The following is a 13,994-nucleotide window of genomic DNA, read 5'->3' on the forward strand; positions in this document are numbered from 1 at the left end:
CCGGAAGTGCATCTGCCGGCTTTTTGTACGATAGACTTTTTCCGGCCGGCGCGCCGCTGCGCCGGTCCTTTTGCTTTTGCTGATGACTCCTTTCGTTCCCGCCCCGGACCTGGCCACCGACACCCAGCGCCCGCCCCGCCACTACCTGCCCGAAGCCTTCACCGTCATCGATTGGGCCGCCATCGAGCCGTATTTCGGCGAGCTGCGCGACCGGCACATCGGCTCGGCGGCGGAGCTGGAGCGCTGGCTGCTCGACCGCTCGGAGCTGGAAGCGGCCCTGAGCGAGGACTTGGCCTGGCGCTACATCCGCATGACCTGCGACACCCAGGACCAGGCCCGCACGGAGGCGTTCCAGTATTTCGTGAACGAAATCGAGCCCAACGTGGCCCCCTACGACCATGCCCTGAACGAGAAGATGATGGCCTCGGATTTCCTGCCCGGCCTCGATGAAGCCCGTTACCGCGTGTTCGTGCGCTCGGTGCGCCAGGCCCTGGAAATCTACCGGCCCGAGAACATTCCGCTTAAAACCGAAATCAGCACCCAGCAGCAGCAGTTTGCCGCTTTGGCCGGGGCCATGACGGTAACCCTCGACGGCGAGGAAATGACCCTGCCCCGGGCCGCCGACCGCCTCAAGAGCCCCGACCGCGCCGTGCGGGAAGAAGCCTGGCGGGCCATTCAGGAGCGCCGCCTCCAGGACTCGAAGCCCCTCGATGAGCTGTTCACCCGCCTCATCGACCTGCGCCACCAGGTGGCCCTGAACGCCGGGTTTGCCAACTTCCGCGACTACATGTTCGCCGCCCTCGGCCGCTTCGACTACACGCCCCAGGATACGCTGGACTTCCACCGGGCCATCCGCGAAACCGTGGTGCCGCTCATCGACAACCTCGACCTGGAGCGCCGCCAGGATCTGGCCCTGCCCGAGCTGCGCCCCTGGGACCTCGACGTGGACGTATCGGGCAAGGCCCCGCTGCGGCCCTTCGAGACGGGCCAGGAGCTGCTGGATAAGACCGTCACCGTCTTCGACCGCCTCGACCCCTTCCTGGGCCAGTGCCTGCGCACCATGGGCCAGATGGGCAACCTCGACCTGGAAAGCCGCAAGGGCAAGGCCCCCGGCGGCTACAACTACCCGCTCGATGAAACGGGCGTGCCCTTCATCTTCATGAACGCCACCAGCTCCCTGCGCGACGTGGTAACCATGCTCCACGAGGGCGGCCACGCCGTGCACAGCTTCCTGACCCGCCGCCTGCCCCTGGGCGCCGACAAGCACCCGCCCTCCGAGGTGGCCGAGCTGGCCTCCATGAGCATGGAGCTTATCAGCCTCGACCACTGGGACGTGTTCTTCACCGATGCCGACGAGCTGCGCCGGGCCAAGCAAACCCACCTCGAAAGTGTGCTCGAAACCTTCCCCTGGGTGGCTACCATCGACAAGTTTCAGCACTGGGTGTACGAAAACCCGACCCATACGGAGGCGGAGCGCCACCAGCGCTGGGGGCAGCTGTTCGACGAGTTCAACCAGCGCACCGTGAGCTGGCAGGGGCTGGAGCACATCAAGCCCTTCCTCTGGCAGAAGCAGCTCCACCTCTACGAAGTGCCCTTCTACTACATCGAGTACGCCATGGCCCAGCTCGGGGCCATTGCCATGTGGCGCAACTACCGCCAGAACCCGCAGGCGGCCCTGGCAGGCTACCAGCGTGCCCTGGCTCTGGGCTACACCGCACCCATCGGTGACATTTACGCCGCCGCCGGCATCCGCTTCGATTTCAGCACCGAGTACTTGCGTACCCTCGCCGACTTCGTGCGCGACGAAATGGCCCGGCTCTGAGCCACCAGGCAGTAGCCGGCAAGGTGATACAAAAGCTGCCGCCGGCCTGTAGCGCGAAGCCTTTGCTTCGCGTATCGTTGAAAATGACTGCCCGAAACTCAGTAACGATACGCGAAGCAAAGGCTTCGCGCTACAGCCACTTTGCGTAAGTCTTAAGGGAAAAGCGGCGTCCGAACCCTTCGGGCGCCGCTTTTTCGTTTGGTCAGTCTTGGGCTTCGGTTCTTGTTCGCCGAAGGTGCAATTACGTGTGCTGTCTACGCGGGCGAAAAGCACTACGACGACCAGACGCATTTCGAATTTATCCGCACGGCCGAGGGCTACCGTCTTTTCAGCGTATCGCTTTAGCGGCGGCCCGGGGCGGTTTAGGCGGTTTTGATGGCGCGAGCCTTTACCTGGGGTGGGAGGGAGCTTGCTTATATTGGCGGTATGAAGCACCTCCCGTTCCTCGCCGCCCTGTTGTTGCTGCCCGCCACCATTTTCGCTCAGGCTGTCGGGCCCACGGGGAACCTGGTGCAGTACGCGCACCCGTTGGTGGGCACCCAGCGCATGGGGCACACGTTTCCAGGGGCCACGGTGCCGTTTGGCATGGTGCAGCTCTCGCCCGATACCGATACCATCAGCTACGAGCAGAACGGCAAGTACAACCCCAAGGTGTACGAGTACTGCGCCGGCTACCAGTACGAGGACAAAACCATCGTCGGCTTCTCGCACACCCACTTCAGCGGCACCGGCCACTCCGATTTGGGCGACTTTCTGGTGATGCCCACCACCGGCCCGCTCCAGCTCAACCCCGGCACCGCCGACCACCCCGAAAAGGGCTTCCGCTCCCGTTACAGCCACCAGACCGAAGTAGCCGAGCCGGCCTACTACAAAGTGCAGCTTCAGGACCATGACATCCGGGCCGAGCTCACGGCCACCACCCGCGTGGGCATGCACCGCTACACGTTTCCGCAAGCCGAGCAGGCCCACATCATCCTCGACCTCACGGCCGGCATCTACAACTACCCCGATAAAAACGTCTGGACCTTTGTGCGCATCGAGAACGACTCGCTCGTGACCGGCTACCGCCAGACCAACGGCTGGGCCCGCACCCGCACCGAGTACTTTGCGCTGCAATTCTCGAAGCCCTTCAAGAGCTACGGGGCCCGCAACTATGCCAAGAAACAGGCCTACCGGGGCTTCTGGGGCCGGTTTGACCAGGCCCACAACTTTCCCGAGCAGGCCGGCGAGCAGCTGCGCCTGTACTTCGACTTCTCGACCACGGCCGGCGAGCAGGTGCAGCTGAAAATGGCCCTGTCGGGGGTGAGTACGGAAGGGGCGCTGGCCAACCTGCGGGCCGAACTGCCGGGCTGGGATTTTGACGCCGTGAAGCGGGCGGGGCAGGCCCAGTGGCAGCAGGAGCTGAGCCGCATTGTGGTGGAGTCGCCGCGCAAGGTGGACAAGGAAAACTTCTACACGGCCCTCTACCACGCCTTTCTCAGCCCCACCGTGTACCAGGACGTGGACGGGCAGTACCGGGGCCTCGACCAGAACATCCACCGTGCCGAGGGCTTCACCAACTACACCACCTTCTCACTCTGGGACACCTACCGGGCCCTGCATCCGCTCCTGAACCTGGTGCAGCCCACCCGCAACGCCGACATGGTGCGCTCCATGCTGGCCCATTTCACGCAGAGCGCCGAGCACATGCTGCCCGTCTGGAGCCACTACGCCAACGAAAACTGGTGCATGATTGGCTACCACGCCGTGCCCGTCATTGCCGATGCCATTGTGAGCGGCAACGCCCCCTTCGACGCCAACCAGGCCCTCGACGCCTGCGTGACCACCGCCCGCCAGCAGTGGTACGATGGCCTGGGCGAGTACCTGCAGCTGGGCTACGTGCCCGAGGACAAAAGCGGCTCCTCGGTATCCAAAACCCTGGAATACGCCTTCGACGACTGGTGCATTGTCCAGGCCGCCCGCAAGCTGGGCCGCCGGGATATTGAGCAGGAGTTCACGAAGCGCGCCCGCAACTGGCAGAACGTGTACGACCAGCGCATCGGCTTCATGCGCCCGCGCCTGGCCGATGGTAGTTTCCGCAATGAGTTTGACCCGCTGAGCACCAACAACCAGGGCTTTATCGAGGGCAACGCCTGGAACTACAGCCTCTACGTGCCCCAGGACCCCGCCGCCCTCATTGCCCGCATGGGCGGCAACCGCCGCTTCGTGCCGCACCTCGACTCGCTCTTCACCATGCACCTGCCCGATAAGTTCTTCGCCGAAACCGAGGACATCACCCGCGACGGTATCATCGGCAACTACGTGCACGGCAACGAGCCCGCCCACCACGCCGCCTACCTCTACAACTGGACCGACCAGCCCTGGAAAACCCAGCAGCGGGTGCGCATGATTCTGCCCAAGATGTACCGCCCCACCCCCGACGGCCTCGGCGGCAACGACGACTGCGGCCAGATGAGCGCCTGGTACGTCTTCTCGGCCCTGGGCTTCTACCCCGTCGCACCCGCTTCGGGCCAGTACGCCCTGGGCAGCCCCGCCCTCCACGCGGCCACGCTCCGCTTGGAAAATGGCAAAACGTTCCGCATCCAGGTCAAAAACCAGAGCGACAAAAACGTCTACGTGCAGTCGGCCACCCTCAACGGGCAGCGGCTGACGCAGCCGTTTCTGGCGCAGCAGGCCATTGTGGACGGGGGAGAATTGGTATTTGTGATGGGGGCGCGGCCGGCGCGGAAGTAAGCTCTTTTACTTACGTTAAGCATACGGCACCAAGCGCGGCTATGTATTTATTACACTTGGTTTTATTCAGTCTTCAAAAACTATATCATCAGGCCAATAAGGTTTCCAGCGTATAGGACTGGTATTCTGAATGTCAGACGTTAAATAGTAGGTTCTTTCGGACATGGGAAATACATTTTTAACTACCATTCCTTCTGCCTCTAACTCTTGCAACAAGTTCTTGACGTGTGTCTCACTCAACAGCAATGAGTATTTATCTTTTATGTGCTTATTGGATTGTAAAAAAACAAATACAAACCAAGGGTCGATACCATCGCACCTTCTTTTATCTCCAAAGTTGAAATCGACTTCAAATTCTTTAGTTGTAACCAGACACCCTATACCGTGAAACACATAGCGGTTTTCATTTGAATCATCTAAATATCCACGCCCTGACTCAGGATTTTCAGGTCTTGCATATTGAAATCCCTTCTCTCTTTCAGATTTAGCGTTCAAAAGATTGACAGCCTTTTCAACGGCTTTCTTATAGTCTTCAATTAGCCCTAATAACTGTTTCTTTTCCGACTCCATTTTGCTAGGTGAGTAAGGGTGTAATTTCTGGTTAAACATACACCCATAAAATCCGCTTGTTCCCCAACCGGAAGCGGGCGGATTCCTTTCCAATTCTGCCGAAACGTAGGCCGTGGCCGGTTTCTGCTTGCTGCTACTGCCACCGGAGTGGAGTAGTAGGAGGGTAGGCGAGTTGACGGGATAATTCTGGTTACATACAGATAAGGGCTAATTTGAACTGAAACCGGCGCTTCGGCGTAAGTTTAGCTCTTCATTTACTACTCATCCGCTACTTGTGAAGCCACTCCTGACGCTTGCCCTACTCACCCTCACCACCGCCACCTACGCCCAAACCGGGCCCGTTAAAGTCGAAGTAAAGCAAACGGCCGGGCGCTACGAGCTGCTGCGTGGCGGTCAGCCTTACTTTATCAAGGGTGCCGGCGGGGGGCAGTACCCGGAGCGGGTGAAAGCCTACGGGGGTAACTCCCTGCGCACCTGGGATACTGGCGGGGCCGCCAAGGTGCTGGCCGACGCCAACCAGAACGGCCTGACCGTGATGATGGGCCTCGACGTGGCCCGGGAGCGGCACGGCTTCGATTACAACAACCCCCAGGCCGTGGCCGCCCAGCTCCAGAAGGTGAAGGCCGAAGTGCTCAAGTACAAGGACGATCCGGCCCTGCTGTTCTGGGGCATCGGCAACGAGCTGAACCTGGAATACAAAAACCCCAAGGTCTGGGACGCGGTGGAGCAGATTGCCCGCATGATTCACGAAGTGGACCCCAACCACCCCACCAGCACCGTGCTGGCCGGCCTCAACCAGCAGGAGGTGGATTACATAAAATCCCGGTGCCCGTCGGTGGATATTCTGAGCATCAACACCTACGCCGGGCTGGCCGCCATTCCGGAGCAGGTGCGCACCATGGGCTGGACCGGCCCCTACGTGGTGGCCGAATGGGGCCCCACCGGCCACTGGGAAAGCCCCGTCACGCCCTGGAAAGCCTCCGTGGAGGAAACCAGCGCCCAGAAAGCCGCCGTGTACCAGAGCCGCTACGAGGCCTCGGTGGCCAAGGACACCACCCAGTGCCTGGGCACCTACGTGTTCCTGTGGGGCCAGAAGCAGGAGCGCACGCCCACCTGGTACGGCATCTTCACCGAAGACGGCAAGGAATCGGAGGTGGTGGACGTGATGCAGTACCTGTGGAGCGGGCAGTGGCCTGCCAACCGCGCCCCCCACCTGGCCGATTTCCGCCTCAACAACCAGCCGGCCACCGCCGGCATCTACCTGCAACCCGGCAAAACCTACCCCGCCGTAGTCACGGTTACCGACCCCGACCAGGACCCGCTGACCTACCGCTGGGAGCTGCTGCCCGAAAGTACCGACCTGAAATCCGGCGGCGACCGGGAAAGCCGCCCGGTGGCCGTGCCCGGCCGCATCCCGGCCCGGGCCGGTGCCCAGACCACCCTCAAAGCCCCCGCCAAAGAGGGCGCCTACCGCCTGTTCATTTACACCTACGACGGCCACGACAACGTTGCGGTGGCCAACATTCCGTTTTTCGTGCGGAAGTAATGCAGGGCATAGGTCTTAGAGCATAGAGCTTAGGGATTAGGAAAAAAAACGTCATTCCGAGCTTGCCGAGGAATCTCGCGTGCTGATGTTGTAATGGTAACCTGATAACAGGATTATTTTAGCAACGTCAGCACGCGAGATTCCTCGGCAAGCTCGGAATGACGTTTTTTCCCTAATCCCTAATCCCTAATCCCTAATCCCTAATCCCTAATCCTTAATCCTTAGACGCTCCGTGCCGGGGTGGTGCGCAGCAGCACGAAGCCTAGGATGCCGGAAATAAAGGAGGCCGTGAGAATGGCCAGCTTGGCCACGGGTTCGCCCACGGAATGCTCGCCCAGGGCCAGCAGGGTGATGAACAGCGACATGGTGAAGCCAATGCCGCCCAGCAGACCTGCCCCCCACAGGTGCCGCCAGGTAACGCCCACCGGCAGCGAGGCCCAGCCCAGGCGAATGCTCAGCCAGCTCAGTCCGCCAATGCCCAGGGGTTTGCCCACCGTCAGGCCCAGGATAATGCCCAGGCCCAGGGGCGTGAGCAGCTCCCGGAATACGGCCGCATCTATTTCGAGGCTGGTGTTGGCAAAGGCAAAAAGCGGAATGATGACGAAGGCCACCACCGAGTGCAGACGCTGCTCGAGCTTCTGGGCCGGGGAGCTGATGGCTTCGGACAGGTATTCCAGTTCCTCACTGATGATGCGCGGGTTGGCGTCGGCACCGTGTACCTCGTCCTGCAGCATGCTCAGGCGGCTGTTGAGCATGAGCAGCAAATCGGGTTTGGCCATGCCGATGCGGGAAGGAATGGTCAGGGCCAGCATCACGCCGGCCAGCGTGGCATGAATGCCGGATTCGTGCACGAAAAACCACAGGACCACGCCCAGGGGCAGATAGAGGGCCAGATTGCGGACCCCCAGCAGATTCAGGTTCATCAGCAGGGCCCAGGTACCCAGAGCCAGGTACAGGTAGGTAAGGTTGAGCTCGGTGGTGTAAAAACCGGCAATAACCAGCACTGCCCCCAGATCATCGACAATGGCCAGGGCCGTCAGGAACACCTTCAGGCCCAGGGGCACGCGCGGGCCCAGCAGCTGCAGCACGGCCAGGGCAAAGGCAATGTCGGTGGCCATCGGGATACCCCAGCCGTTGGCCGTGGGGTGGCCCTGGTTGATTAAAAAGTAAATCAGGGCTGGCACCACCATGCCGCCCAGGGCCCCGGCAATGGGCAGCGTAGCCTGCCGCCGGTCCGAGAGCTCGCCCTCCAGCACCTCCCGCTTGATTTCCAGGCCCACAATCAGGAAGAAGATGCTCATCAGCCCGTCGTTGATCCAGTGCAGCAGGCTCAGGTGCAGGGCAATACCGTTGAGGTTGAGGTCGAGGTGCTTTTCCCAGATGGCGGGGAAGAGACGGGCCGGTCCCCAGTTGAGATTGGCCATGAGCAGGGCCAGCACGGCACTCACCATCAGCATGATGCCGCCGGCGGCTTCCCGGCGGAAAAACTCACTGAAGGGGCGAACGAGCGGACGAACAATATGGGGTACGGACATAAGCGGAACGAGGCAGAAAGAGCGGCGAAACGGACGGGCCACCCGCGGGGGCCGACCGGCAAAGGTACAACTGTCAGCCACCCGCGCCGGTTAGGGCGCAAAGCAGAAAGAGCGACGCCGGCCGCCCCCGTAAAAGGGGAGCCTAACGCCCTTCCAGCAGCTCGTCGAACGTGCGCAGCAGCTCAGCGTGGCTGTCTTCGGGCTCGGTGGCGAGGCGCTGCTCAAACACTTCCCGGGCCGTAAAATCGTGGAGGCTGCGGGTGAGGTGGGCCGCACTTTCATCAGCGTCCGCGTCGTCGGGGGTGCCGAGGCCGCGCAGGCGGATCAGGCGCAGGTGGCGGCGGGCCAGCACCTGGAGCTGCTGCCGGTCGAGAGTGTCTATCACCTGGAGCAGGGCCTCGGCTACTTCCAGCTGGGTGCGCTCGGAGTGCACCTGCACATCGGCCCAGGCGGGGAGCAGGAACCCCGTATTTTCGTAGGCCGTGAGGCCGGCCGTTACCTCCTCCAGCGTGCCGTGGAAGCGCACCAGCCGCCGCGCGCCCGGCACGGCCAGAGTGCGCAGGTCCGCCAGCCTGCCGCCGGCAAAATCGAGCAGCAGCACCTGCTTGGGGTGGTCGACTTCTGAAAACGACAGCGCGATGGGGGAGCCCGAGTAGCGGATATGCTCACGCCCACCCACCCGCTGGGGCCGGTGCAGGTGGCCCAGGGCCACGTAATCGAAAATGGCGGGGAAGTGGTCGGCCGTCACCTGGCCCAGGTTGCCTACGTGAATGGTACGCTCCGAGTCGGAGGGGGCGGCCCCGGCGGCGTAGAGGTGGCCGGTGGCCAGCACGGGCAGGCCCAGGTCCTTGAGCTGCCAGACCTGCTCCACCTCGGCTACCCGGGTGTAGTGGTCGGCCAGGCCCTGCTTGATGCGGGCCTCGCGCTCCTCGGCCGATTCGCCGGGTACCGAGAGGCGCACGTCCCGGTCGCGCAGGAAGGGCACGGCGCACACCACCAGCCCGGGCCGGCCGGCCGCGTCGTCGAGCACCAGCACCTGGTCTTCAAAACACTCGGGCACGCAGCCCACCACGTGCACGCGCAGGTGGCGCAGCAGCCGGGCCGGGGCGTTGAGGGTAGCCGGCGAATCGTGGTTGCCGCCCACCACTACCACGTCGCGGCAGCCGGTGGAGCGCAGCCGGAGCAGGAAGTCGTAGTAGAGCTCCAGGGCCTGGTTGGAGGGCGAGCCGGTATCGAAAATATCCCCGGCCACCACCAGCACTTCCACTTGTTCGGCCTGAATGGTAGCCACCAGCCAGTCGAGAAAGTGGCGGTGCTCCTCGGTACGCTCGTGGCCCTGGATAAACCGCTGGCCCAGGTGCCAGTCGGCGGTGTGTAGTACGCGCATGGCTTTTACAACTTTTTTCCCGCGGAAGAGCGGGGAGGAAAAACGCAGAGGTCCGCCGAGAACGACCTCCGCGAACCTCCGCGCTCCTCCCTGGGAAATACTTACTGAACGGCCTGCCCCTGAAACGAGGTAACCGCTTCCGAAAGGTCGTACACCACGGCCTCCGGCAGGGCAGCCTGCACGATGCTGCTGCCGGCGGCCGAGCGGTAGCCGCCGGCGCAGTGCACCAGAATGGGCTTGTCGGTCGGGATTTCGGCCGTCCGCTCGCGCAGCTCGGGCAGCGGAATGGACAGGGCGTTTTCAAACAGGGGCTCCCGGGCCTCGGCGGGGTTGCGGATGTCGAGGATGGTAAAAGCCTCCGGGTGCCGGCGGACCTGCTCCACATCCGGCACCGGGCTGGTGGCCGTCATTTCCCGGGGCGTAAGCAGGGCGCCCTTGATGTTGGTTTCGTAGCCGATTTTAGCCGCTTTCCGAATGACCGTGTCCAGGGCAATCTGGGAGTCGGCCAGCAGGTAGTAGGACTCCTGGGGCCCCACAAGGGAGCCCAGCCAGGTTTCGAACTTGCCGCCGTCCATCAGATTGATGGCCCCGGGCAGGTGGCCGGCCCGGAATGCCTCGGCCGGCCGGGTGTCAATCAGCAGCACGCCGGGCTCCAGCTCGTCTTCCGAGCGCAGGCGCGGCACCATCCGGATGCTGTCCTCGAAAGGCAGGGCCCCGTGCCTGTTGAGCACCACATCGTGGCCGAAATACTTGGGCATAAAGGGCTGGTCTTCGAGCAGCACCTGCACAAATTCCGGCTCCGACATGGGTTGCAGGGCGTAGTTGGTCTTGATTTCCTTGCCGATGGTGCTGTCCAGGTCGGGACTGGTGGTTTTGCCGCAGAGCGAGCCGGGGCCGTGGGCCGGGTACACCCGGGTGGAAGCCGGCAGGGTCATGAGCTTCTCGCGGGTGCTGTGGTAAAGCTGGGCGGCCAGCGACTCGCGGCTGTGCCCGCCCACGGCATCGGATTCGCGCAGGTCGGGCCGGCCCACGTCGCCCACGAACAGGGTGTCGCCGGTGAACACGGCCCGGGTCTGGCCCAGCTCGTCAAGCAGCAGCACGCTGATGGAGTCCGGGGAGTGGCCGGGGGTGTTGAGCGCGTGGAGCTCCACGGTGCCCACGCTGATGCGCTGGCCCTCGTCGAAGGCCTTGTGGGAGTAGCTGGCGTTTACCAGCTGGCTTACGTAGATAGTGGCCCCGGTTTCCTGCGCAATTTCGAGGTGGCTGCTCACGAAATCGGCGTGGGGGTGGGTTTCGATGACGGCCACAATCTGGGCCTCGTGCTCGTCGGCGAAGTCGTAGTAGGGCTGGGGGTCGCGGGCCGGGTCGATGAGGGCAATCTGCCGGTCGCTGCGGATGGCGTAGCTCGCGTGGGCCAGGCCTTTATCGTAAAACTGCTGAATTTGTACCGAGCCGGTACTACTGGGCAGAGGACTCATGGGGTGTTGAATGTGGTGAACGGGCCGCCCGGCCGCGGGGCCGCCGGCGGGAGGTAGTGTGTCAAATATACAGAAGCCCGCCTCTATCCCGCCGAAAACTTGCCGCGCCCGGCCTCACCCGTCGGCCGGATTGCCCGGCCGCCCCCACGCCAAAACGCCCCGACCAAAGCGGGCCGGGGCGTTCGGGGTGCCGGAACCGGTTGCGCCGGAATCAGCTCTTCATTTTCAGCTTGGTCTGGCGCTGCCCGCGCTTTTCCAGGCGGTTTTCCTGCAGCTGGCGGTACTGAGTATACTGATCGGCGCTCAGAATGCCCCGGAGCTGGGTGTCGTACTTGGTGCGCAGGGCTTCCAGGTTCTGGCGCCGGGCCGCCCGGTCGGCGCCGGCCGGCAGCTGGCCGCGCATCGCCTGCATTTCCTGGCGGCGGCTTTCCTCCAGCTGGCGCACCTGCTGGGTCTGCTCGGCTGAGAGGCCCAGCTGTTTCGCGAGTACGGCAGCGCGCTGCTCGGGCGTGGGCTGGTCGGTGCCCGGCTGCTGGCGGGCGCCGGCGGGGCGCTGCAGCGGGGTGGTCGAGGTCTGGGCGGTGGCGGAGCCGGCCAGCAGGGCCGTAGCGGCCAGCAAAAGGAGCATCTTTTTCATCGGAGTCGTGTCAGTGGGGAGGTTGAACGGGGGTTGGATGCCGGCCGTCGGGCAAGGTTTAAGCACGTCCCGGTAAATTCTGCCAATCAAAGCCGAGTAGTTTACCAAGCGCAGAAACGCCTATATTCGGGGCCTCGCAACGGCTTGCAGGCCGTTGGTCATATGGTGTCACCTCTACATTTTTTCCTCTCTCCACCTTTGTATGGCAAATATTTTCGCCAAAAAACCACTGGCCCAGCTGCTGGGCGAGGCTAACTCAACCGGGCACGGCACGCTCAAGCGTACGTTGGGAGCCGGCAACCTCATGGCGCTGGGTATCGGGGCTATTATCGGGGCCGGGCTGTTCGTGCGCACGGCCGCCGCCGCCGCGCAGGCCTCGGGCCCGGGCGTCACGCTGGCCTTCATTGTAGCCGCCATCGGCTGCGCGTTTGCCGGTTTGTGCTACGCCGAGTTTGCCGCCATGATTCCCATTGCCGGCTCGGCTTACACCTACGCCTACACCACCATGGGCGAGTTCGTCGCCTGGATTATCGGTTGGGCCCTGATTATGGAGTATGCCCTGGGGGCGGCCACCGTCGCCATTGCCTGGAGCGAATACCTCAACAAGCTCCTAGAGGTCTTTGGCACCGGCGTGCCGTATAGTTTAAGCCACTCTCCCTTCGAAAGCGCCGTGGTCGATGGCGTTATGCAGCATGGCATTCTGAACCTGCCGGCCCTCATCGTCATTGCGGCTCTGTCGCTGCTGCTCATCAAGGGCACGCAGGAGTCGGCCATGTTCAATGCGGTTATCGTGGTGGTGAAAGTAGCCATCGTGCTGATTTTCATAGGTGTAGGCTGGCAGTTTATTGACCCGGCCAACCACACGCCCTACCTGATTCCGGAAAACGCCGAGCCGGTAAAGAATGCGGCCGGCGTGGTGGTGCGCGAGTACACGGCCTGGAACAAGCACGGCTGGGGTGGTATCCTGGGCGGAGCGGGCATCGTGTTCTTTGCCTTCATCGGCTTCGATGCCGTGAGCACCGCGGCCCAGGAAGCCAAAAATCCCAAGCGCGATATGCCCATCGGGATTCTCGGCTCGCTGGCCGTGTGCACCGTGCTCTACATCCTGTTCGGCCACGTGCTGACGGGCGTGGCCAACTGGCGCGAATTTGCCGACCCAGCCCTGGGCGGCGAGGCTTCCGTGACCTATGCTATTGCGGCCCACATGCCCGGCTACGGCTGGCTGGCTACGGCCGTGACGGTGGCCATTCTGGCGGGTTTCTCCTCGGTTATCCTGGTGATGCTCATGGGCCAGAGCCGCGTGTTCTTCTCCATGGCCAACGATGGCCTGATGCCGAAAGCGTTTTCCGAGCTGCACCCCAAATACCGTACGCCCTACAAGTCGAACATTGCGCTGCTCGTGTTTGTGGGCGCTTTCGCGGCCTTCGTGCCCGGTTCCCTGGCCGGCGACCTGACCTCGTTCGGGACCCTGCTGGCCTTTGTGCTGGTGTCGGCCGGCGTCTGGATCATGCGCCGCTCCGACCCCGCCCAGCCCCGCCCGTTCCGGGCCCCGCTCTCGTCGCCGGCCTTCCCGCTGGTGCCTGTTATGGGCGTACTCGTGTGCCTGGCCATGATTGTGGGCCTCGACGTGGACACGCTCAAACTGGCCGTGGGCTGGATGGTGCTGGGATTCGGGGTGTATTTCCTCTACGGCAAGCGGAATTCCATGCTGCAGAAGGGCGTGGTGGTCAAACCCACCGAAATGGAGGAGCAGGCCTTCATCGAGCCCGATAAGGACAACCGCTAGGCGCCGCCTTCTGCCTCGCTAACCAACTCCCCGAAAGCCCGTCCGGATGCCAATCCGGACGGGCTTTCGTTGTCTGGCCGGCCCTTACTTCCGGGCCTCCTGCACCTCGCTTTTGAGCTTGAGCACTTTGTCGCCGCTTTCCTGCACGATGAGGAAGGCGGGGTTGTCGGGCGTGCCGTGGCGGGTGATGTCCGCGCCCTTGAGCTTGCGGCTGACGGTTTCCTTATAGGTGGCTTCGATTTTGCCGGTGGCCGTACCGGTGCCGTATTTCCAGGTAACCTGAGTGCCTTTGCGCATGGGATAAAATGCAGGGAGCGAAAAAATAACCGGGTTCCGGCCCGGGCCGGACCGAGCGGCTAATAGCCTGTACTGCACAAAACTGCTCTGAGTTGCCACGCTGGCCGGGTAATCTGCCGGGGCGGTTGGCCGGTTCACCAGTATAGTGTAGCCAAGATAATTGTAGTATCTTCAAGATGCCTACCACCCGTAGTAGGACCGTT

General features: G+C 62.9%; 10 protein-coding genes. 4 read left to right on the forward strand and 6 right to left on the reverse strand.

Features of this window, described 5'->3' with window-relative positions; genetic code table 11:
• Positions 1–82: 82 nt before the first annotated feature.
• Both KLP40_RS05810 and KLP40_RS05815 read left to right on the forward strand, forming a co-directional pair.
• Positions 83–1,822 (forward strand): M3 family oligoendopeptidase, encoded by a 1,740-nt coding sequence (locus KLP40_RS05810; protein ID WP_215592812.1) that lies wholly within the window; start codon positions 83–85, stop codon positions 1,820–1,822.
• Positions 1,823–2,248: 426 nt separating this feature from the next.
• Complete coding sequence (locus tag KLP40_RS05815) at positions 2,249–4,555, forward strand: GH92 family glycosyl hydrolase (protein WP_215592813.1); 2,307 nt, start codon at positions 2,249–2,251, stop codon at positions 4,553–4,555.
• A 66-nt stretch (positions 4,556–4,621) separates the two neighbouring features.
• Here the strand turns inward: KLP40_RS05815 and KLP40_RS05820 are convergent, their stop codons facing one another.
• Positions 4,622–5,164, reverse strand: coding sequence for a DUF6896 domain-containing protein (locus KLP40_RS05820; protein ID WP_215592814.1), 543 nt, complete (start codon positions 5,162–5,164; stop codon positions 4,622–4,624).
• A 235-nt stretch (positions 5,165–5,399) separates the two neighbouring features.
• Between KLP40_RS05820 and KLP40_RS21400 the strand changes: the two genes are divergently transcribed.
• The gene (locus KLP40_RS21400) at positions 5,400–6,671 is read left to right on the forward strand and encodes a glycoside hydrolase family 2 TIM barrel-domain containing protein (protein WP_317196752.1); all 1,272 of its coding nucleotides are present in this window, start codon (positions 5,400–5,402) and stop codon (positions 6,669–6,671) included.
• Positions 6,672–6,892: 221 nt separating this feature from the next.
• Here the strand turns inward: KLP40_RS21400 and nhaA are convergent, their stop codons facing one another.
• From nhaA to KLP40_RS05845, 4 genes are all read right to left on the reverse strand, one after another.
• Positions 6,893–8,206 carry a Na+/H+ antiporter NhaA gene (gene nhaA / locus KLP40_RS05830; RefSeq protein WP_215592816.1) on the reverse strand — a complete coding sequence of 438 codons (1,314 nt, stop codon included), beginning with the start codon at positions 8,204–8,206 and terminating at the stop codon, positions 6,893–6,895.
• 142 nt (positions 8,207–8,348) lie between these two features.
• The gene (sbcD, locus tag KLP40_RS05835; protein ID WP_215592817.1) at positions 8,349–9,593 is read right to left on the reverse strand and encodes an exonuclease subunit SbcD; all 1,245 of its coding nucleotides are present in this window, start codon (positions 9,591–9,593) and stop codon (positions 8,349–8,351) included.
• A gap of 101 nt (positions 9,594–9,694) precedes the next feature.
• On the reverse strand, positions 9,695–11,071 hold the full coding sequence (locus tag KLP40_RS05840) for an MBL fold metallo-hydrolase (protein ID WP_215592818.1): 1,377 nt from the start codon (positions 11,069–11,071) through the stop codon (positions 9,695–9,697).
• A gap of 211 nt (positions 11,072–11,282) precedes the next feature.
• Positions 11,283–11,708 carry a hypothetical protein gene (locus KLP40_RS05845; protein ID WP_215592819.1) on the reverse strand — a complete coding sequence of 142 codons (426 nt, stop codon included), beginning with the start codon at positions 11,706–11,708 and terminating at the stop codon, positions 11,283–11,285.
• Between the two features lie 202 nt (positions 11,709–11,910).
• On the opposite strand from KLP40_RS05845, the gene KLP40_RS05850 reads away from it, so the two are divergent.
• Positions 11,911–13,494, forward strand: a complete 1,584-nt coding sequence (locus KLP40_RS05850) for an amino acid permease (protein ID WP_215592820.1) — start codon at positions 11,911–11,913, stop codon at positions 13,492–13,494.
• An 84-nt stretch (positions 13,495–13,578) separates the two neighbouring features.
• Here the strand turns inward: KLP40_RS05850 and KLP40_RS05855 are convergent, their stop codons facing one another.
• Positions 13,579–13,791, reverse strand: coding sequence for a hypervirulence associated TUDOR domain-containing protein (locus KLP40_RS05855; RefSeq protein WP_215592821.1), 213 nt, complete (start codon positions 13,789–13,791; stop codon positions 13,579–13,581).
• Between the last annotated feature and the right edge of the window lie 203 nt (positions 13,792–13,994).

It is taken from the genome of Hymenobacter piscis, assembly GCF_018760735.1.
GTDB classification, from domain to species: Bacteria; Bacteroidota; Bacteroidia; order Cytophagales; family Hymenobacteraceae; genus Hymenobacter; species Hymenobacter piscis.

Bases quoted from the DNA above. Each gene is read 5' to 3' on its own strand.
- KLP40_RS05810 (WP_215592812.1), top strand. From the start codon at position 83: ATGACTCCTTTCGTTCCCGCCCCGGACCTGGCCACCGACACCCAGCGC.
- KLP40_RS05850 (WP_215592820.1), top strand. From the start codon at position 11,911: ATGGCAAATATTTTCGCCAAAAAACCACTGGCCCAGCTGCTGGGCGAG.
- KLP40_RS05855 (WP_215592821.1), bottom strand. From the start codon at position 13,791: ATGCGCAAAGGCACTCAGGTTACCTGGAAATACGGCACCGGTACGGCC.
- KLP40_RS05845 (WP_215592819.1), bottom strand. From the start codon at position 11,708: ATGAAAAAGATGCTCCTTTTGCTGGCCGCTACGGCCCTGCTGGCCGGC.
- KLP40_RS05820 (WP_215592814.1), bottom strand. From the start codon at position 5,164: ATGTTTAACCAGAAATTACACCCTTACTCACCTAGCAAAATGGAGTCG.
- KLP40_RS05815 (WP_215592813.1), top strand. From the start codon at position 2,249: ATGAAGCACCTCCCGTTCCTCGCCGCCCTGTTGTTGCTGCCCGCCACC.
- sbcD (WP_215592817.1), bottom strand. From the start codon at position 9,593: ATGCGCGTACTACACACCGCCGACTGGCACCTGGGCCAGCGGTTTATC.
- KLP40_RS05840 (WP_215592818.1), bottom strand. From the start codon at position 11,071: ATGAGTCCTCTGCCCAGTAGTACCGGCTCGGTACAAATTCAGCAGTTT.
- nhaA (WP_215592816.1), bottom strand. From the start codon at position 8,206: ATGTCCGTACCCCATATTGTTCGTCCGCTCGTTCGCCCCTTCAGTGAG.